The organism is Archaeoglobaceae archaeon, from assembly GCA_038734275.1.
Taxonomy (GTDB): domain Archaea; phylum Halobacteriota; class Archaeoglobi; order Archaeoglobales; family Archaeoglobaceae; genus WYZ-LMO2.
On record JAVYOO010000002.1, the window covers coordinates 163,186 to 180,716 of the forward strand.

General features: G+C 41.9%; 20 protein-coding genes, 1 tRNA gene and 1 other RNA gene. 9 read left to right on the forward strand and 13 right to left on the reverse strand.

What is annotated here, in order from left to right; genetic code table 11:
- The first annotated feature begins 21 nt into the window (after positions 1 to 21).
- Positions 22 to 993 carry a hypothetical protein gene (locus QXI54_03455; GenBank protein MEM0302211.1) on the forward strand — a complete coding sequence of 324 codons (972 nt, stop codon included), beginning with the start codon at positions 22 to 24 and terminating at the stop codon, positions 991 to 993.
- Between the two features lie 254 nt (positions 994 to 1,247).
- Here QXI54_03455 and QXI54_03460 read toward each other — a convergent pair whose 3' ends face one another.
- Entirely contained in the window at positions 1,248 to 2,051 is an 804-nt protein-coding gene (locus QXI54_03460; GenBank protein ID MEM0302212.1) for a DUF169 domain-containing protein, read from the reverse strand.
- Positions 2,052 to 2,139: 88 nt separating this feature from the next.
- Here QXI54_03460 and QXI54_03465 point away from each other — a divergent pair, with 88 nt between their 5' ends.
- The 3 genes from QXI54_03465 to QXI54_03475 are packed head-to-tail and all read left to right on the forward strand — an operon-like array spanning position 2,140 to position 3,060.
- Entirely contained in the window at positions 2,140 to 2,478 is a 339-nt protein-coding gene (locus QXI54_03465) for a HEPN domain-containing protein (protein MEM0302213.1), read from the forward strand.
- Positions 2,475 to 2,804: a nucleotidyltransferase domain-containing protein gene (locus tag QXI54_03470; GenBank protein ID MEM0302214.1), complete on the forward strand. Its 330-nt coding sequence runs from the start codon at positions 2,475 to 2,477 to the stop codon at positions 2,802 to 2,804. Before QXI54_03465 ends, QXI54_03470 begins: the two co-directional genes overlap by 4 nt.
- 46 nt (positions 2,805 to 2,850) lie before the next feature.
- Entirely contained in the window at positions 2,851 to 3,060 is a 210-nt protein-coding gene (locus QXI54_03475; GenBank protein ID MEM0302215.1) for a hypothetical protein, read from the forward strand.
- Between the two features lie 84 nt (positions 3,061 to 3,144).
- On the opposite strand, the gene QXI54_03480 is transcribed toward QXI54_03475, so the two are convergent.
- Together QXI54_03480 and QXI54_03485 are read right to left on the reverse strand one after the other, a co-directional pair.
- The gene (locus tag QXI54_03480; GenBank protein ID MEM0302216.1) at positions 3,145 to 3,825 is read right to left on the reverse strand and encodes a phenylalanine--tRNA ligase beta subunit-related protein; all 681 of its coding nucleotides are present in this window, start codon (positions 3,823 to 3,825) and stop codon (positions 3,145 to 3,147) included.
- Positions 3,826 to 4,152, reverse strand: a complete 327-nt coding sequence (locus tag QXI54_03485) for a nucleotide pyrophosphohydrolase (GenBank protein MEM0302217.1) — start codon at positions 4,150 to 4,152, stop codon at positions 3,826 to 3,828.
- Between the two features lie 30 nt (positions 4,153 to 4,182).
- Here QXI54_03485 and guaA point away from each other — a divergent pair, with 30 nt between their 5' ends.
- Together guaA and QXI54_03495 are read left to right on the forward strand one after the other, a co-directional pair.
- Complete coding sequence (gene guaA / locus QXI54_03490) at positions 4,183 to 5,145, forward strand: glutamine-hydrolyzing GMP synthase (GenBank protein MEM0302218.1); 963 nt, start codon at positions 4,183 to 4,185, stop codon at positions 5,143 to 5,145.
- 1 nt (position 5,146) lies between these two features.
- The gene (locus QXI54_03495; protein ID MEM0302219.1) at positions 5,147 to 5,710 is read left to right on the forward strand and encodes a GMP synthase subunit A; all 564 of its coding nucleotides are present in this window, start codon (positions 5,147 to 5,149) and stop codon (positions 5,708 to 5,710) included.
- Between the two features lie 98 nt (positions 5,711 to 5,808).
- Here QXI54_03495 and QXI54_03500 read toward each other — a convergent pair whose 3' ends face one another.
- Both QXI54_03500 and QXI54_03505 read right to left on the reverse strand, forming a co-directional pair.
- The gene (locus tag QXI54_03500; GenBank protein MEM0302220.1) at positions 5,809 to 6,468 is read right to left on the reverse strand and encodes a Holliday junction resolvase-like protein; all 660 of its coding nucleotides are present in this window, start codon (positions 6,466 to 6,468) and stop codon (positions 5,809 to 5,811) included.
- Between the two features lie 158 nt (positions 6,469 to 6,626).
- Positions 6,627 to 6,707: transfer RNA gene (locus QXI54_03505), tRNA-Ser, on the reverse strand.
- Positions 6,708 to 6,912: 205 nt separating this feature from the next.
- Between QXI54_03505 and QXI54_03510 the strand changes: the two genes are divergently transcribed.
- Complete coding sequence (locus QXI54_03510; protein MEM0302221.1) at positions 6,913 to 8,634, forward strand: long-chain fatty acid--CoA ligase; 1,722 nt, start codon at positions 6,913 to 6,915, stop codon at positions 8,632 to 8,634.
- Positions 8,635 to 8,729: 95 nt separating this feature from the next.
- The gene (locus QXI54_03515) at positions 8,730 to 9,353 is read left to right on the forward strand and encodes an MBL fold metallo-hydrolase (protein MEM0302222.1); all 624 of its coding nucleotides are present in this window, start codon (positions 8,730 to 8,732) and stop codon (positions 9,351 to 9,353) included.
- On the opposite strand, the gene QXI54_03520 is transcribed toward QXI54_03515, so the two are convergent.
- Positions 9,342 to 9,809: a UPF0179 family protein gene (locus QXI54_03520; protein MEM0302223.1), complete on the reverse strand. Its 468-nt coding sequence runs from the start codon at positions 9,807 to 9,809 to the stop codon at positions 9,342 to 9,344. The two genes, QXI54_03515 and QXI54_03520, sit on opposite strands and share 12 nt — an antisense overlap.
- A gap of 89 nt (positions 9,810 to 9,898) precedes the next feature.
- Here QXI54_03520 and QXI54_03525 point away from each other — a divergent pair, with 89 nt between their 5' ends.
- Positions 9,899 to 11,257, forward strand: coding sequence for an MFS transporter (locus QXI54_03525; GenBank protein ID MEM0302224.1), 1,359 nt, complete (start codon positions 9,899 to 9,901; stop codon positions 11,255 to 11,257).
- Here the strand turns inward: QXI54_03525 and ffs are convergent.
- The 7 genes from ffs to QXI54_03560 all read right to left on the reverse strand — a co-directional run bounded on the left by ffs (position 11,258) and on the right by QXI54_03560 (position 17,524).
- Positions 11,258 to 11,571, reverse strand: an RNA gene (gene ffs, locus QXI54_03530) — signal recognition particle sRNA.
- A 72-nt stretch (positions 11,572 to 11,643) separates the two neighbouring features.
- Positions 11,644 to 12,492 carry an ABC transporter substrate-binding protein gene (locus QXI54_03535; GenBank protein MEM0302225.1) on the reverse strand — a complete coding sequence of 283 codons (849 nt, stop codon included), beginning with the start codon at positions 12,490 to 12,492 and terminating at the stop codon, positions 11,644 to 11,646.
- A gap of 1 nt (position 12,493) precedes the next feature.
- Positions 12,494 to 13,363: a hypothetical protein gene (locus tag QXI54_03540; protein ID MEM0302226.1), complete on the reverse strand. Its 870-nt coding sequence runs from the start codon at positions 13,361 to 13,363 to the stop codon at positions 12,494 to 12,496.
- Entirely contained in the window at positions 13,329 to 13,616 is a 288-nt protein-coding gene (locus tag QXI54_03545; protein MEM0302227.1) for a hypothetical protein, read from the reverse strand. Before QXI54_03545 ends, QXI54_03540 begins: the two co-directional genes overlap by 35 nt.
- Positions 13,617 to 13,659: 43 nt before the next feature.
- Positions 13,660 to 15,429, reverse strand: coding sequence for an ASKHA domain-containing protein (locus QXI54_03550; protein MEM0302228.1), 1,770 nt, complete (start codon positions 15,427 to 15,429; stop codon positions 13,660 to 13,662).
- Positions 15,426 to 16,295 (reverse strand): tetrahydromethanopterin S-methyltransferase subunit H, encoded by an 870-nt coding sequence (locus QXI54_03555; protein MEM0302229.1) that lies wholly within the window; start codon positions 16,293 to 16,295, stop codon positions 15,426 to 15,428. Before QXI54_03555 ends, QXI54_03550 begins: the two co-directional genes overlap by 4 nt.
- On the reverse strand, positions 16,289 to 17,524 hold the full coding sequence (locus tag QXI54_03560; protein ID MEM0302230.1) for an MFS transporter: 1,236 nt from the start codon (positions 17,522 to 17,524) through the stop codon (positions 16,289 to 16,291). The genes QXI54_03555 and QXI54_03560 overlap by 7 nt, the downstream gene beginning before the upstream one ends.
- Positions 17,525 to 17,531: the final 7 nt, after the last annotated feature.

Here is a 17,531-nt window from a genome sequence, read left to right on the forward strand (position 1 = left end):
CTCGGAACTCTGTTTTGCATTTTGATTGCATACTTTACGCCATTAAGCGCTTTCGATTTTCTTAGATCAGGAATTAACTACGTTTTTGGCATCGACATTTACCTCCCAACCATAAGCGAGGCAAAATCCTTCCAAATTTTAGATTTGATCAGCTCTTCTGGCTATCTTTTCTTCTTTTTAGCTCTGGTTTCGATTTTGATGCTTAGAAACAAGTTCTTGTTAGTGTTCTTTCTTCTATCATTTGCCCTATCGCTTCTACAGCTAAGATTTGCTGAAGTTCTTGCAATTCCGTCAGCCATTCTTGCTTCGTATACAATTTGCAATGTACTCGAAAGGCTTGAGTATCCTGTTTTCTCAAAAACAGAGAAGAAAGAAATAAAAATGAGCAAAGCTAAGAGAGCTAAAGAAAAGAAAAAAGAAGTTGTTACCATTAGAGATCACCTAACTGTCTCTGCATTTCTGCTGATCCTTGCAGCACCATGCATTATAATGTCTATTGTTGGCTTTGATATGAGCGACGATTGGAAAGCAGCGCTAAATTGGTTGAAAGAGAACGCTGAGGAACAAAATTACCTGAATGCCTACGAAAAACCCAGTTATAGTGTTTTAAGCTGGTGGGACTACGGGAACTGGATACTTTACGTAGCAAAGAAAGCTGTGGTCTGCAACAACTTTCAACTTGGAGCGGATGATGCAGCGAAATTTTTCGTTGCGGAAAGCGAAGAGGAGGCAATGAAGATCATAGAAAAGAGGGGTGTGAAGTTTGTAGTCACTGCGGAAGAGATGGGAATTTTTGAGAATAATACAAAAACAAAATTCCATGCAATAGCGAGAATAGCTGGCTATAATCCAGATTTTATGACTGCGAAGGAGCTCTTAGCTTTCTTCAATAAAACAATGCTTTACAAGCTCCAAGTCGAGAACGCTGAAAACTTGACTCACTTTAAGCTGGTAAAAGAGTTCGGAAAAGTAAAGATATTTGAGGTTATTTAAATTAAAATCCAAAGGAGACACAAGCTAATGGGAATTAGCTTTATATGACAAACTGAAAAAGTTATGAGCGCAAAACCAGATTCGCAGTTTTGTGAAACTTGCAAAAAAGGATTTGAAAAGAAATCAGTCGATCCAGAAAAAGTTTGGGGTAAAGAGTGTTGGAGAAATCTCTGATTTCCCTCAAATGATTTCAAAGATCTAAATTTTTTAATCGTCGCTTTTTATCGAAAGTGTTGGCAAAAAAGATAGGAATTTCAAACAAACTCAGAAAGCTTAACCCACGTGCCAACTTCAAGGAAGCTATCCTTTACGTTCTCTTCCATCTCAAGGAACATCTTGTATGGCACTGCAAACGTGAATACATCGTCTCCAAGCAATGCTCTCGCATTAAGTCTTGCGTCCAAATCGGTAAGCCCAACTACTGCCCTTGGTTTCTCAGATCTTGCTTCTCTGTAAGCAAATATCCCGATCTGATGGCAACCAGCGCCCATTGGGATAACAACGTTCTCATTGTCTTCTCTTGCATAGTTTGCAAGAATAACCAAAGCTGAAAGCTGATGAGGATTTGCAATGAAAACAACAACTTCTGGCTCTTCTTCAACCTTGCCCAAAGGCTTGAAGACTACGTATCGCTTGGGAACGTCGACTGCTGGGATTTTTTCAACGAATTTTTTGACAAGCTCTGGGCTCTTCTTATACCTTTCGCCCTTAAGCATCTTCTCGTATTGCTCCTTCCTGAGCATGCTTTTCAAATTTTCCAGAAGCTCCTTATTCCAGTCTTCGAATCCCGTCGAAAGGAATCTGCAAAATCCCTCAATACCGCCAAGAAAGTTGTAGTATTGATTTCCAAATCCCAAACCAGTAGCTCCGCCTTGGCATCCAAAATGCTCTCTATCAAAGGCAATCACTTCACCCTTCGAAGCCCTTGCTAAAAACCAAATAACACAGCTCCATTGTCCTTCCTTAGGCTGTTTCGCATTGTTTGGCATTTCATTGCTCCAGATTATTGCTACTGGCTCATGCTTCAGCTTTAAAAGCTCAGCAATTCTGCTCTTCATAATTTTCGTTGCTCAGCTACCTAAAAATTTTATCTTTAAGTTTGCAATCCGCACGAAATAGATTTATACTTCACTTCCAATTTTTAACATGGAATTCTTAAAGCAAAAAGCTGTTCGATTCTATTCCAAAGCGATTGAGAGCTTTGAAAAAGGCGAGTATGACTTTGCAATGTTTTTCGTCGAGCAAAGCATTCAACTCGGACTAAAATTTCTGATTTCAAAAAAATTTGGAGAAGCCCCCAAGACGCACAGCTTGCGAATCCTATTTGAACTCGCTGAGCTTGAAGTTTTTTACAAAGAAAATCTGGACGTGCTTAGAGAAATAGAGCTTGCATATACTGCTTCAAGATACTTCGACGTTGAATACTCAAAGCAGATCGCGGAAAGGAGCATATCAATTGCAAAGAAATTTCTGGAGCTTTTATGATCGAATACTATCGCAAACTAAAAGAGAATGAGAAATTCTTTGCAAAAGCCTTTGAAATTGCAGAAGAGATAAAGAAAAAAGCTGAGAAGCTTTTTGAAGACTGCGAAGTTTTTATAGTCGGTAGTTTCGCAAGAGGGGAGCACAGGCTTAATTCAGATCTCGATTTGTTGATCGTTTCAACAAAAATACCTGCAAAGCTGAATTTTGAGGATTACTGCAAGTTCGTGAGGGCTTTAACTGAAGATGACCGCATAAACATACATCTGCTGAACAGGGAGAGATTTGAAGAGATAAAGAGATTTTACGAGCCCATGATCAGAGTTTGATTAGTCGATGGTAAACCTTATATTTGTTTACCTATTATGTGAAGACATGGAGTATACTACAGTCTCTGCGAAGATACCCAAAAGTCTAAAAGAAAAACTAAAAGAATACAACATAAAACCTGGACCCGTGATCAGGAAAGCTTTGGAAGAAGAGGTCAGAAAAAGGATTCTTGTGGAAATCGAAGAGAAAGCGAAGAAGCTCAGTTCAGCTTTAAAGGAGATAGAGGATGAGGAAGTGCTGAGCTTTGATTTTTGATAGGCGTGGAATATCTCTTTTGATATTTTTGTTTTAAAAGCCGCTCTTTGGTGTGAGGAGGTTATGTATCGATCGTCTATTTACTTATCTTTGTGTTTTTGGTGAACATTCGACCAGTCCTATGAATTTCTTTATTCCACCAGCAAGCACAACGATGTATTCCATCGCTTTCTCGCATGCAAGCTTAATTCTTTCCTTTTCCACCCCAGGAACACCGCAGGCAACGATTAGCACGTCTTTCGTTGTATTGCTGACCATTGTTAGCCTTGAATCCCTGTAAGGATAGACGTGCAAAATTTTCTCTTCATCAGCGAGCACGATTTGGTTCTCGTTCAAAAATTCATCCTTTCCACCTATCGGGCTGAAAATTTCATCTTTCTTTGCATATCTTAGCTCAAGATTGCCTTTTATCTTGGCAATGTCGTATAAGCCAATCGGAATCAGAGTTTCCATGCTTGCTATGTTTCCAGCATCGACAACGTTGTTTATCACCGGAATCTCTCCTTTAAGCCCTCTCCTCAGCAAAGCCTCACTGCTTGGTCTTTGCTTCGTTGGATCAATGCCAATTCGCCAGTAAAAGTCTCTAAATGCTCTAACGACTGGATCATCTTTGAGCTTTTCGACGCTATATTTTTCTTTCAGCTTTTCAAGCACTTCTCTGAGCAGCTTCATCGACTCGCTATCCTTCTTCGCCACTTCTACACCACGAACTTCTGCAATGGAGACAAAGATTTTTGGCTCTTTTAATTTGATCTCGAAGTTCACCTAACTCACCTCTAACTTATCTAAAGCAAATCTCTCCTCATTCTTGGCCATCTTCTCTCTCACAGCTTTTTCGAGATCTAAGCCAGCTATGTCGCATAGAAAGAGCAGGTAGATAAAGATGTCTGCAACTTCATCCGCTATTTCTGAGCTTTTCTTCTCAAGAACGTTCTTTTCCTCTTCGAGATCCCTTGTCCACTGAAATAGCTCGAGAAGTTCACAAGCTTCGATTGCAATTGAGATTGCAAGATTCTTTGGCGTGTGGAACTTAAGCCAGTCTCTTTTATCCCTGAATTGCCTTAAATTTTCTAAAATGCTTTCAAGATCCATGGTCTGTGCTTTGCTGCGAGCTTAAAAAGGATTGGGAAATTCTTTAAATCCCAACTTAAAGATTTTAAAAGGATGAGAGAATTCATTGAAGAGAAAATAAGGGAAATAAGAGAAACTGTTGGGGACAAAAAGGCAATTATAGCCCTTTCTGGCGGAGTTGACAGCTCAACTACAGCAATTCTTGCTCATAAAGCGATTGGGGATAAACTATATGCCGTATTCGTAAACACCGGACTTTTAAGAAAAGGTGAGCCCGAGTTCGTCGTTAAAACCTTTAAAGAAGACTTTGGGTTGAATTTGATTTATGTCAATGCCCAGAAAAGATTTTTCGATGCACTTAGAGGTGTTGTGGATCCAGAACAGAAGAGAAAGGTTATAGGAAAGGTTTTCATCGATGTTTTTGAAGAAGTTGCAAAGGAGATCGGAGCAGAGTTCCTGATCCAGGGCACAATTGCTCCCGACTGGATCGAAAGTAAAGGAGGAATAAAGAGTCATCACAACGTTGGGGGATTGCCTGAAAGGTTGAATTTGAAGATAATTGAGCCTTTGAGAGATCTATACAAAGACGAAGTGAGGGAGCTTGCAAAGGAGCTTGGATTGCCTGAGAAGATCTATAGAAGGATGCCTTTCCCCGGCCCGGGACTCGCTGCGAGGGTCGTTGGTGAAGTAACTCCAGAGAAGGTAAGGATCGTAAGAGAAGCAAATGCGATAGTTGAAGAAGAGATCGAAAAAGCCCAACTAAAGCCCTGGCAGGCTTTTGCTGTGCTCTTGGGCGTTAAAACGGTAGGTGTTCAGGGCGATATAAGGGCTTATAAAGAAACAATTGCTGTAAGGGTTGTTGAAAGCCTTGATGGAATGACTGCGAATGCTATGAATTTGCCATTTGAAGTTCTGCAAAGGATTGCCTTCAGAATTGTAAGCGAAATTCCCGAAGTTGGAAGAGTTTTGTATGATGTGACTAATAAACCGCCAGCAACGATCGAGTTCGAGTGATATGATCCTCATCCTTGAGAATTATGGTCAGTATACGCACAGGATCTGGAGAACGCTAAGAGAGATTGGTGCAAAAGCTGAAATCATAGCAAACACGACAGCGATTGAGGAAATAAAAGCAAAGAAACCCTCAGGGATAATATTTAGCGGTGGTCCAACGCTTGAAAGAGCGGGAAACTGCTGGAAGATCCTCGAAAGATATGAGGAATTCGGGATCCCAATACTCGGCATCTGCTTAGGACATCAGCTGATTGCAAAACATTTCGGTGGAGTGGTTGATAGAGGAAACAAGGCTGAATATAGCCTCGTGGAAGTCGAGATCATCGAAGAGAACGAGATCTTCAAAGGGCTACCGGAGAGGCTTAGAGTTTGGGCAAGCCACATGGATGAGGTTAAAAAGCTCCCAGAGAGCTTTGAATTGCTTGCGAGAAGCGAATTTTGCGAAGTCGAAGCCATGAGGCACAAATCTTTGCCGATCTACGGCATTCAGTTCCATCCTGAGGTTGCTCACACGGAGAAGGGTAAGGAAATCTACAAGAACTTTGTTTCGATTTGTAAAAGCTGAAGCCTTTGAATTTTAGCTCCTGATTTTTATTTACGCTTTAAACGCATTGAAATCTTCTATGATTTTAATTTACAGAAACAATTTGATGAAATTTCTTGCTAAAAAGAAAATTTCGAATTTTGTTCATCACCCGAGAAGTTATTGATCCCAGATTCGGGAACCAAGGATTTTAACTGAATTTTGTTCGGAACCCGTGGAACCTCTATGACTTCGAAAGTTACGTTCTTTTTTTCAATGCAGTCTCTGATAACCCTCTCTCGAGCCGTCAGATTGCTCTTTCCGGTTTTAACTTCAGCAAAAATTATTTTTTCAAGTCTCCCTTCACTTAGGCCTTGGAAAATTACGAGGTCGATAGGAGAACCTATAAAACGGACATCTTTAGGATTATATTTGAATTCCGGGAAAAATGGAACCAGATGTTCTGTCACCTTCTCCTTAATAACTGATGTGCTTTTCTCAACTGCTTCCTTCCTTATTCTCTCCTCTTCTTTTTTCTTCCAAGTTTCAAATAGGTTTTTAGCCGTCCTTTCCGCCAGTTCTGAATAGTTCTTTTTCATTCTTTCCAACTCTTCAACATACAACCTCTTCAATCTTTCAATTTCCTCATTGTATCTCGCTGAAATTGTTTTGAGCTCTCTTTCTTTCCATTCTTCATAAAGTTTTATAGATCTGGATTCAATCTCACCCTTTAGTCTGATATACTGGATCGAGTAATAAACCAGAACGAGTATTAGGAAGAAGAGCACGATCTCTAACATCCTCCCACCTAATTTAGTTGCTGCACCATTGCACATAACCCTTTCTTCAGACAATTACGACTGGCTAAAGAAAAACGTCTCCAATGCCTCAGCCTTCATCGATCAGCTCGTTAAAACCGTTAAAGACCAAATTCAGCCTGCCTTTGTGCTCGTAAAAGCGCTGGGGGTGGGATTCGAACCCACGCGGGCAAAGCCCAACAGCTTAGCAGGCTGTCGCCTTACCACTCGGCAACCCCAGCTTAGAACTTTTTAGGATCATTCTGGATATAAGATTTTTCTCGAACATCTATAAAAACCTCACTTTCTTCCGCAATTGATATATACAAAAAACCTTTTTTGTAATTTTTGTTTTTATCAAATCGCTCTGGACGTTTCTTAGGACAAACGGACAAAGCTAATCTGCAAAAACAAAAGTTATAAATACTGAATGCTTCATAATTTATTATGGCTTCGGTGTATGGAGAGAATATTAGAGATGTAGATGTTTCAAAGATTCCAAAACCTTGGCTCAAGGCCTACGACAGCGGTGTTAAACCCCACATCGATTATCCAGTAATACCCCTATACAAGCTATATGAAAACAATGCAAAAAAGTTTCCGGATAAGGTTGCATTCGATTTCTACGGAACAAAAATAACTTTTAAACAGCTTGACGAAGCTTCAAAGAAAATAGTATCCTTCCTCTATGATATGGGAGTGGAAAAGGGAGATAGGGTCGTAGTTGGTCTGCCAAATACTCCCCACTACCCAATAGTTGCAAATGCGATTTTGAGAGCAGGAGGCATAATGGTTCAATGTAATCCGATTTATCCACCCAGAGAACTGAAGCACGTTGTAAAGGATAGTGGTGCAGAACTCATGTTCGCGATAGAGAACATGTATCCTAATCTTAAACCGCTTTTGGAAGAAGGGTTGTTCAAAAAGCTGATTATATGTAAAATAGAGGACTATCTTAGATTCCCGTTAAATGCTCTGTTTAAGGCATTCGTAAAGAAAAAGAGATTTGGAGAAATAAAAATCGAGCCCAGAAGTGAAGTTATGGACTATATGGACCTGATGAAATATCCTAAAAACGATAAAACAGTTGAAGTAGATCCTAAAAATGATGTTGCGGTCTTCCAGTATACAGGTGGAACAACAGGTTTGCCGAAAGGTGCTATGCTGACGCACTTTAATCTGGTGGCAAATGCGCATCAAGTAGCAAGCTGGGATCCAAAAGCTGGTCCAAATGATGTCTATCTCGGTGCACTGCCAGCCTTCCACAGCTACGGCTTTACGATGGCAAATGCAGGAGTTCTACTCGGAGGCAAAATAGTCTTAATTCCTGATCCAAGAGAATTCAGCATATACCTTAAATTAATACAGAAGCACAAAGTTACGACATTCCCCGGTGTTCCAACGATGTATATAGCCCTTTTGCAGGATCCAAAGCTGACAAAATACGATCTTTCTTCGATTAGAGCTTGCATAAGCGGTGCTGCACCGCTTCCAGTTGAAGTTAAAAAGAAATGGGAGGAGGTAACTGGAGGCAAACTCGTAGAAGGCTATGGCCTGAGCGAAGCTTCGCCTGTTACGCATTGCAATCCATTATACGGACTGAATAAAGCCGGAAGCATTGGAATTCCAATGCCGGATACTCTTGCTGTAGTTGTCGACGATGATGGCAACATCTTGCCTCCTGGGCAAGTAGGAGAACTTGCAATTTACGGACCACAGGTTATGAAAGGATACTGGATGATGGAGAACGAGACCGCAAAAGTTCTAATCAACGGCTGGTTGCTCACCGGGGACATGGCGAAGATGGATGAAGACGGATACTTCTACATTGTCGACAGAAAGAAAGACCTGATAATCGCTGGAGGCTACAACATATATCCGAGAGAAGTTGAAGAAGTGCTCTATGAGCATCCCGCTGTGCTCGAAGCAGCGGTGATCGGCGTGCCAGATCCTTATCGTGGGGAAACTGTGAAGGCTTTCATACAGCTGAAGCCTGAGTATAAGGGTAAGGTGAAGGAGGAGGACATTTTAAACTTCTGCAGGGATAAGCTGGCTCCTTACAAGGTGCCAAAGCTGATCGAGTTCAGAGATGAACTTCCGAAGTCTCTTGTTGGAAAAGTTCTGAGAAGAGCTCTGAAAGAGGAAGAGCTGAAGAAGAGAGGGGGCTAAATCTATTTTTATTCTTTTGTTTTGGTTTATACCTTTCCATAAGCCTTATATCAGAGTTCGGAAAATTTTTTAAGTTTTGATTGTTAATAAATGATATGAACACGCTGAAGTTCCGAAATGTGGAAATAACTTGGCTGAAGCATGCTGGTTTCAGACTTAAAGGCTCGAAAGTCATTTACATCGATCCATACGAGGTTCCTGAAGGGCAAGAAAAGGCGGATCTCATTCTCGTGACTCACGACCACTTTGACCATCTGGACATGAAGTCGATCAGAAATCTTGCAAAAAAGGACACAACTATTGTTCACCCAAAAGCTTGCTCGATAAAGGGTTTTGAAAGCTTTGCCATGACTGAAAACCAAACTGTAAATATCAAAGGCGTTGAGATCACCGCTGTGCCCGCATACAATGTCGACAAGCCATTTCACAAGAGTGGTGGTTTGGGCTACATTGTAAACCTTGACAGCGTCAAAGTATACCATGCAGGCGACACGGATCGGATTCCAGAGATGAAAAAGATCACTGTTGACATCGCTTTACTTCCCGCTGGCGGAACTTATACGATGGATCTAAGCGAAGCTATTAAGGCTACTCAGGACATCAAAGCGGAAGTCTACATACCAATGCATTACGGGGCGATTCCGAACACTAAGGCTAACCCATTGGAATTCAAGGCCAAAGTCCCCAAAGCAGTAATACTTGAGCCTTTACTGCGATGACTCTCGCTGAAGCTCGGCAACAACCACGTTAAAGCCAAGAGTGCATTTTTCTGGAGCTTCGCCAATAATCTTGCTTACAATAACAACTTCTCCATTTTTCAGCTCTACTGGATGACAAAGATTGAACATACTGCACTCGTAGTGATCGCAAACCCGCTCTTCATATTTCATCTTTGCCCCTTCCGCAAGATTTGAGTCAACGAGAGCTATTATTGGCAGTTCGATCACTTCAACAGCAACAACACCATCTTCATGCAATGCACACTCCTGAACGGTGCCATCACGTAAGCCGACGATCTTATACTTTGCCCCCTCTCTCAGCCTTAAGCATGCCTTCTTTATCTTACAATTTTCGCATTCTGGCTTTCCACCGAGAAAAATAAACTCAAGTCCTATTTTAGCCCAGTTTTTTCCGCATAAGGTAATGATCTTGTTAACTTCACCATCCATCAGCATCACCAATTTTTTTGCTATCTCAAAATATTTTAAGCTTTGCTTCTCGAAGAAATTAAGAAAGTATTTAAATAAATCCCGAAGCTTTAGCCATGGATCAGAAAAAGCTCGTGCTTATTGCATCAACAATAGCCTCTTTCTTAACACCCTTTATGGGCTCTGCTGTAAATCTTGCTTTACCAAGCATTGAAAAGGAATTCGAGCTCGATGCAATCTTCTTAGCCTGGATCACAACCGCATTTTTGCTTTCCACCGCAATGTTCCTCGTGCCAATGGGAAGACTGGGGGACATTAAGGGAAGAAAGTCTCTTTTCGTCCTTGGGCTTCTTATATTCACTCTCTCATCTCTCCTATGCTCCCTTGCCATTTCGGGAGAGTCCTTAGTCGTTTTCAGGTTTTTACAAGGCATTGGGTCTGCAATGATCGCAAGCACGGGCGTAGCGATGCTCACTTCAGCCTATCCGCCACAGGAAAGGGGTAAAGTGATTGGAATCAACACATCCGCAGTTTACGTTGGTCTCTCTTCAGGACCAATTCTCGGTGGTCTAATAACCCAGCATCTCGGCTGGAGAGCTCTATTTCTCTTTCCACTATTCATTGCATTCTTTGCCATTTTTGCAATTTTAAAAGTGAAACAGGAATGGGCAGAAGCCAAAGGAGAGAAATTCGACCTAACTGGTTCCCTAATGTATACAATTTCCCTCTTCATGCTGATCTACGGCTTTTCTCATCTTCCAGAGACGCTTGGATTTCTGCTTGTAATTGGGGGAATTTTAGCTCTAATTCTTTTTGCTTTAATTGAAGGCAGAACTTCAGAGCCAGTGCTTAACGTGAAAATGTTCCGCAAAAATACAGTCTTTGCAATGTCTAATCTCGCAGCACTGTTGAACTACTCCGCAACCTTTGCGGTAGCGTTTTTAATGAGCCTTTATCTTCAATATATCAAAGAGCTAAGCCCACAGGAAGCGGGATTGATCTTGCTTGCTCAGCCAGTGGTGATGGCTCTGTTTTCGCCAATTGCCGGAGCGTTGTCTGACAGAATTGAACCGAGAATTGTTGCCTCAATCGGCATGGCGCTCACAGCATTGTCGCTTTTCCTTTTCTCTATAATAAGCTACGAGACTCCCATGGAGTATATCATAGGAAATCTGATCCTCATAGGCTTCGGCTTCGGACTATTCTCCTCACCAAATACAAACGCTGTTATGAGTTCGGTTGAGAGAAAATTCTATGGATTGGCTTCTGCAACTCTTGCAACGATGCGTGTCATTGGACAGGCTTTCAGCATGGGCTTGGTGACTCTGATCTTTGCTTTGCTTATAGGAAAATCGAGAATTCCAGAAGTGCTTCCCGATTTCATCATCGCATTGAAAACCGCCTTCGTAGTCTCTGCGGTTCTCTGCATTTTCGGTGTTTTTGCCTCACTTGCAAGGGGCAAAGTGAGGAATTAGTGGTGGGCGCGCCTCGGGTCGATCCGCTGTGTCCGCTGTGCGGAGCAATGCACCCCTCCTCCCCGCACCCCCAGAAGCGCCGGTCGTTCGGAGTGGGCTTGCTCCCTTCCGGGCCTCAGCCGGTGCCTCCGATTAATACGGCGAACCTCTCCTCCGAGAAGTCCGCCGTAACCGCCGACCCTCCAGGACGAGGATTCTACGGAAATGCAATGCTCCACTTTCAGCGGGCATGCGGACCTTCCCTCGGCTTCGGCTCCCGCATATCGACGGTTTCGGGTTACAGGGGACGCCGAGTCCCCCAGCCTAGCCCACCATTTAATGGTTGAAACCAAGATATTTAAGTTTTCGTTCATGAAAATTTTCCAAATAAGTGAGCATGCTGATCGCTACTGGCTGTAATGCTCCTTTTGTGGGTGAATTTCATTGATAAGGCTCAATTCAAAGATTTCACTCCTTTTCGGAATTCTTTCTATATAACCAAGTTCTTTCATGAATTTGGCGAGTTTTAAAGTGCTCTCGATATACTTTTCAGGCAAGGATGAGCAGTATTTGGGGCTTAGCTCAACAATCTTGCGAATTTCGTCGAGTTTTAATTCGCCCTTAAAGCTCCTGTAAATTTTCTGCACCGCAAAATCTCTTGCTTCTCTTAGCAAATTGCAAGCCCATTCATGCTTTATTAAGAAATCTGCAAGAAGTTCTACGTTTTCTTCATAAAAATCCCTTTTCACGACGATTCCATAGCTTGGATTCCAGCTCCAGAGTTCTGCAGGTTTGCAGACGATCTTTGCACCGTATTTCTCAGCCAAAACCGCCAAATTCGGAGTTCCACAGACAAAATCAACATGCTGGTCAATGAAGTCGTTCAAAAGCATCTCCGCATAAGGGTAATTGACGACCTCAAAATTTGCTTTAATACTTCGGAGCACTACATCGTGCATTGTTCCCGTGGCAAGAGTTCCAACTCTTTTCCCCTCAAGACACTCTGGAAATTCTCCTTCAGCCCTTCCAGCGATAACCGTGCCCTCAACGTGTCCACCTGCAATGCAGACCAAATTCAGCCCGCGGTTTTTTGCATAGATCACAGGAGTTAGTCCAACATAGGCTAAATCAATTCTGTTTGTCTCGAATGCCCTCATGATCTCAATTCCAGTGCTAAATAGCTTCCATTCTGCTTTAAACCGCTCTTTCAGAATATGAGATGTGTGATAAGCTGTCGAAAGGAACGCAATTCTCATCTCAATCACTCAAAAGCTCTCTGATCGGAAAACAGCTCCCACATTTTGCACAGCCCGCAATTGTTTTCCTTGGGTCTAAATCGCAGTTCTTGACAATTTTGAGCCATTCACTGTAAATTCTCTTAGCGTCTTCAACACTCGGTGGTGGTAGAGTTTCGAGTTCAGAGCCAAATAGCGGACGAAAAGCTCTCGGCAGAGGAATTGCCCCAACTTCTGCTATAGCTTCGCAACCTTTTATCGTTTCTTCGGCAGGCTCAAGTCCGATTAGGATCCATGAAGCGCTCTGGTTTTCACCAAAAATCTCTACAGCATTCTCAAGAGCTTCTAAATACTTATCCCTTGGATAAGCCCGATCCTTCCCGGGAATCATACTCTTCCTTGCGGATTCGCTAAAAGCTTCGATGTTAATGTAGATCGAATCGATTCCCGCATTTTTAAGCTTCAGCATATCTTCCTTTCCAACAGGGGTTATCTCTATGCCAATTGGGAGATCGCTTACCGCCTTAATGCATTCTGCTGTTTTTGCATAAAGCTTCACAAGTGCATTTTCATCTAAAGTGCCAGAATTGATGTTCACGTCTTCTGGCTCCACAATACCCTCAAATCCATCAAGATCGACGAACTTTCTGAGCTCAGCATTGTTTAAAATCTCCTTTATCGCCATAGCAAGATCTTCAGGCTTATGAGTCACTATCTCCTTGCCGATGTCTATTATGCAGAATTTACAGCCCGCTCTCTCCGCTTTAAATCTACAGGCATTTGTCAAAGCAAGGGCTAAGCTTGATCTCCCATGAAGTCTTATAAGCTCTCCCGCCTTCGTTGAATGCCAGTTCGGCTCAAAAACAGTCGGTCTGCATACCTTTTGCTCCATTTCTCAGGATCCAGCCCTTTCCATCGATTTTCCTGAATTCAAATGGCGATCTCTCAAGGAATGGCTGTAATACTCCCGCATTAACGACGAATTCCTCTTTTTGCCCGGGATTTACAATAAAATTTCTACCGCTTCCCGCAACTCCCGCTCTCGACTTTCCTCTTGTAGGATAAGCTTTAAGAGACACTCCTTCTTCACTCGTTTTAATGCCGTGGCATAGTAGTTCGATCTTGATCTCAGCTTTTTTGTGCATAGCCAAATTCGCCAAGGATTTAAAAGTTCATTGAGAGCAAATATTAAAGAGGTATTGCCCTTAAATAAACCCTCTGGAAATCTCTTTCAGTGGATAATTCCACGTATTCCACTTTTTTCGCAACTCTTTCAATTTCATCTCTTTGTTTAACTGATTTAAGCGCAATTTTTGCACCGCTGACCGCTGAATCGCCAGCAAATATAACTTCACCATTTTTCGGTAGTAAGCCAATTATTCGAGCGTTCTCTAAGTCAACGTGTTTGCCAAAAGATCCCGCAAGGTAAATTCTATCAATCTTTTCTGGATTAATTCCAAATCTATCTGCTAAAATCGTCCATCCTGCCTTTATTGCCGCTTTCGCGAGTAAAAACTCATTTATGTCCTTTTCGTTTACAGTTATGTCTTTTCCAAATTCCGTCTCTTCTGCTCTCGCAATTATAAACTTCGGAACACCATCCCTTATTATCCTGATGCTATCTTTTGAAAACTTCCCATTTCTGTTTATGAAACCATTTTTGAAAAGCTCTGCGACGAGATCGATCATTCCACTACCACAAATCCCTTTGGGCCTCTGATTATCAATTGTTTTATAAAAAACCTCCTCCCCTTTAATTTCAACCTCTTCTATCGCCCCACTCACTGCCTTCATTCCAAAAGTAATGTGTGCCCCCTCAAATGCTGGTCCAGATGGAGTTGAGCACGCTAAAATTCTTTCCCTGTTACCCAGCAGGATCTCAGTATTGGTTCCAATGTCTATAACCATCGAAATCTCTTCGGAGTTGTAAATTTTCGTGAGAAGAAGATTAGCTGTTGCGTCTGCTCCAATAAACCCTGCAATCAGCGGTAAAGAAGTTACCATACCTTCTGGATTTATATTCAGACCAATCTCTCTTGAAGGATAACTTATTCCTTCGGTAACCGCAGGAGTAAATGGTGCCGTGCCGATGAACTTCGGAGTGATACCAAAAAAGATGTGATGCATCACCGAGTTTCCTACAACTACAGCTTCGTATATGCTTTCGGGAGAAACTTTTACCATTTCACAAAGCTCTTCTATGAGTTTGTTCAACGCTTCTACAACTAATTTTTGCAATCTCACCAGATTTTCCTCATTTTTTGCGTAGCTTATCCTCGAAACTATGTCTTCGCCAAAGGCTACCTGAGGATTTTCTGCATAAGCCCTTGCAACGGTTTTTCCACTCTTCAAATCTACGAGATGGCAGACTAACTTTGAAGAACCTATGTCAATTGCAAGCCCAAAAAGATTATCGCTTTCTCTGCTTTCAACTGAAATAAGCCTGTTTTTCCATAAAACAGCGTTTATTTCCCATTTATTCAGTCTCAGGAGCTCCGGAAGTTTTTTAAGCAAATTCAATGATACTTCAATATCTCCAAGTTTGCTTCTGAGCCTATCCAAGTCGCTTCTAACGTCTTTGAGATTTGGTTGTTCAAGAGAGATGGGAATTTTTCTAACCACGGTTTCAAGCTCTATTTCAGGCTCAATTGTGGATTCCTCTACTTTTCTCTTTTCAAGTCTGCTCTCTTTTGGAATGAAAATTATGGAGTCAGAAAGAACCTTTGTCTGACACGCAAGCCTGTAATTTTGCTGGATTTCCTCTGATTTCAGGATTTTTCTTTCCGACTCTGTGAGCTCACCAACTTTGCCCTTGATTAAAACCACTTTGCACTTTCCACAAACCCCTCTGCCTCCACAGTCGGATCTTATGCCAATATTCGAATCTCTGGCTATTTCAAGCAGAATTCCTTCTTTGCTTTCCACGGTTCTGCCAACCGGTTCAAATGTTACCTTCATATTGGTATAAAATCCTTTGTTCTTGCAAAGTTTCTGTATGCAATGTTCAGCATGTAAACTGCTGGGAATACGAGCTTTGAATCCTCAATTGGACCATATAATGCAAAATCCAAGCCAAATGCTATCTGGAGTGTATTTGCAACAACTACCGCGAACTTTTCCGATTCCTTTCCAAGCAGGTTCCTTAGCCCTTTCCAGCTCGCGATTGCATTGTGTGCCCCAGAACCGCATGGAAAACCAAAATTCTTCTTTATCTCTACTCCTGCCTTTATCGCCGCTGGAAGACTTGGAACGTCCATTACAAATGTGTCGACAAGCGGTTTATTGATCCCAGCAATTTCGAGCTTTGGCAAAAGCTTCTGAAAGGCTTCAACTCGTGCCTTGCTACTGAGAACGTTCATCGTGTAAGTAAGCACAATCGCAGATTCAACACCGCTCTCCTTTAGAGCTATAAGCTCTCTATCCTTTACTTCAGGAGATATAGAGTTGTAGATAACTCTTTTCTCAAGCCCCGCCTCTTTTACAAATTTGAGCGCAGAGATTTTTATGTCTGGCATTGCTGAGTCTATCAAAAATGGCTTTTCTGTAATTGATGCAACAAAATCGATGTATTTTCTCAGAGCTTCTTCACTCATTCCCACAACGTCAACTATCCCCGGAATTTCAGTTTTTTCGCTCAGTTCTTCCTGTTCTTTTATCAGCTTTTCTGCAAGCTCTCTGTTGAAGTGCCCCTTTTTCTCGTCCTCAACGATCTTATGTCCTTTATAAAATATGCTCCCTATAAGCAGGGTTTTGCTCTCCCCAGGATTCCCTCCAACTTTTATTCCACAAATTTCGAAGATTTTTGGTTGTGCAAACCTCAGCATTTTTCCACCTCCTTAGCATATTTTGCACCAAATAAGACCACTGCGGTTGCAAAGAAATGCAAAAATGCTGCTAAATAGAGAGCAGAGAGATAAGATGTCGTAGCATCTCTTATTAATGAGCCCAAATAAGGACCAATGATTGAAGAAGTCATCACAGAAGTGTTCAAAAGTGCAGTAATCCTTCCTGTGAACTTCTTTCCAAAGAAGGTTGGGACTGCAGTGAAATGCACCGTTGGCTCACCGCCAAGACAAAAGTAAACCAGAATTCCAAAAACCAGGACGAGTAATGCATCTGAATACGTTATTGCGAAAACAAATATCATCACTCCCGCAACAGCGTAGAGAATCGGCAAAACTTTGAAAGGTCCTCCTGCCCTGTCGTTAAAGGCACCCCAGAATAAGGAGCCGAAAGCACTACCAATTGCAGTTATGCTGAGAAATAACGGGATAAAGTGGTTTGAAATATACTCTGGACTAAAAGAATCCCTGGACAAACCCTCTAAAACAATTGTTGCTACATTCATTAGAATCAGAAACCATGCGGTTGCAGTTGAGAACATCACGGTAAAAAGAATCCAGAATCTCGTATCCTTTAAAGCGTCACCGAGCGACGAGTCGGTTTCGGATTTAGAAGCTTCAGGAACACACCAAAATAATACGCCAACTACGTAAAATGTTGCAAATATTATAAATCCCAGCACGATGAAGGTAGTTTGGAGACCATGGTTAATTATAAGAAAAGCCACAAGAGGGGAGATAAAAAGTGGTGAAATATTCTGTCCAAAGATTGAAATTCCGAATGCTTTTCCTATGTTTTCAGGAAACCATCTTGCAATAACCACCGGATAAGTTCCTACAAAGAAACCCGCTCCAATCCCAACAACAAAGCTTCCTGCATACCAGAACAGCTTTGCAATTTCCCACTCAGCATAGCTAAAGGCCATCGAAATGATATACATCCCAAGCAGGTAAGCAAGCCCGGATATAGCAACTGTTGGCTTTGGTCCAAATCTGTCGGCCAAAAATCCTGCAACGAGCTGAAAAATTAACATTCCAAGCCCAATTAGCGAGGCAGATAAGACTACTGGAGAGATTTCATTTAGAGAATATCTCTCTATTATGTAAGGGTAAAACTGACTCCATACCAAGGAAACCATCGCAAAAACCAAGAGAAAGGCGACTGTTGCTGGATAGAGATTTTTATGCTTCTCGCTTAAACCAAAGTTCATGTAGCCA

Coding starts and splice junctions, on each gene's coding strand:
- QXI54_03460 (MEM0302212.1), bottom strand. CDS start 2,051: ATGAAGAGCAGAATTGCTGAGCTTTTAAAGCTGAAGCATGAGCCAGTA.
- QXI54_03465 (MEM0302213.1), top strand. CDS start 2,140: ATGGAATTCTTAAAGCAAAAAGCTGTTCGATTCTATTCCAAAGCGATT.
- QXI54_03470 (MEM0302214.1), top strand. CDS start 2,475: ATGATCGAATACTATCGCAAACTAAAAGAGAATGAGAAATTCTTTGCA.
- QXI54_03475 (MEM0302215.1), top strand. CDS start 2,851: ATGGAGTATACTACAGTCTCTGCGAAGATACCCAAAAGTCTAAAAGAA.
- QXI54_03485 (MEM0302217.1), bottom strand. CDS start 4,152: ATGGATCTTGAAAGCATTTTAGAAAATTTAAGGCAATTCAGGGATAAA.
- QXI54_03495 (MEM0302219.1), top strand. CDS start 5,147: ATGATCCTCATCCTTGAGAATTATGGTCAGTATACGCACAGGATCTGG.
- QXI54_03500 (MEM0302220.1), bottom strand. CDS start 6,468: ATGTTAGAGATCGTGCTCTTCTTCCTAATACTCGTTCTGGTTTATTAC.
- QXI54_03510 (MEM0302221.1), top strand. CDS start 6,913: ATGGCTTCGGTGTATGGAGAGAATATTAGAGATGTAGATGTTTCAAAG.
- QXI54_03515 (MEM0302222.1), top strand. CDS start 8,730: ATGAACACGCTGAAGTTCCGAAATGTGGAAATAACTTGGCTGAAGCAT.
- QXI54_03520 (MEM0302223.1), bottom strand. CDS start 9,809: ATGCTGATGGATGGTGAAGTTAACAAGATCATTACCTTATGCGGAAAA.
- QXI54_03525 (MEM0302224.1), top strand. CDS start 9,899: ATGGATCAGAAAAAGCTCGTGCTTATTGCATCAACAATAGCCTCTTTC.
- QXI54_03535 (MEM0302225.1), bottom strand. CDS start 12,492: ATGAGAATTGCGTTCCTTTCGACAGCTTATCACACATCTCATATTCTG.
- QXI54_03540 (MEM0302226.1), bottom strand. CDS start 13,363: ATGGAGCAAAAGGTATGCAGACCGACTGTTTTTGAGCCGAACTGGCAT.
- QXI54_03545 (MEM0302227.1), bottom strand. CDS start 13,616: ATGCACAAAAAAGCTGAGATCAAGATCGAACTACTATGCCACGGCATT.
- QXI54_03550 (MEM0302228.1), bottom strand. CDS start 15,429: ATGAAGGTAACATTTGAACCGGTTGGCAGAACCGTGGAAAGCAAAGAA.
- QXI54_03555 (MEM0302229.1), bottom strand. CDS start 16,295: ATGCTGAGGTTTGCACAACCAAAAATCTTCGAAATTTGTGGAATAAAA.
- QXI54_03560 (MEM0302230.1), bottom strand. CDS start 17,524: ATGAACTTTGGTTTAAGCGAGAAGCATAAAAATCTCTATCCAGCAACA.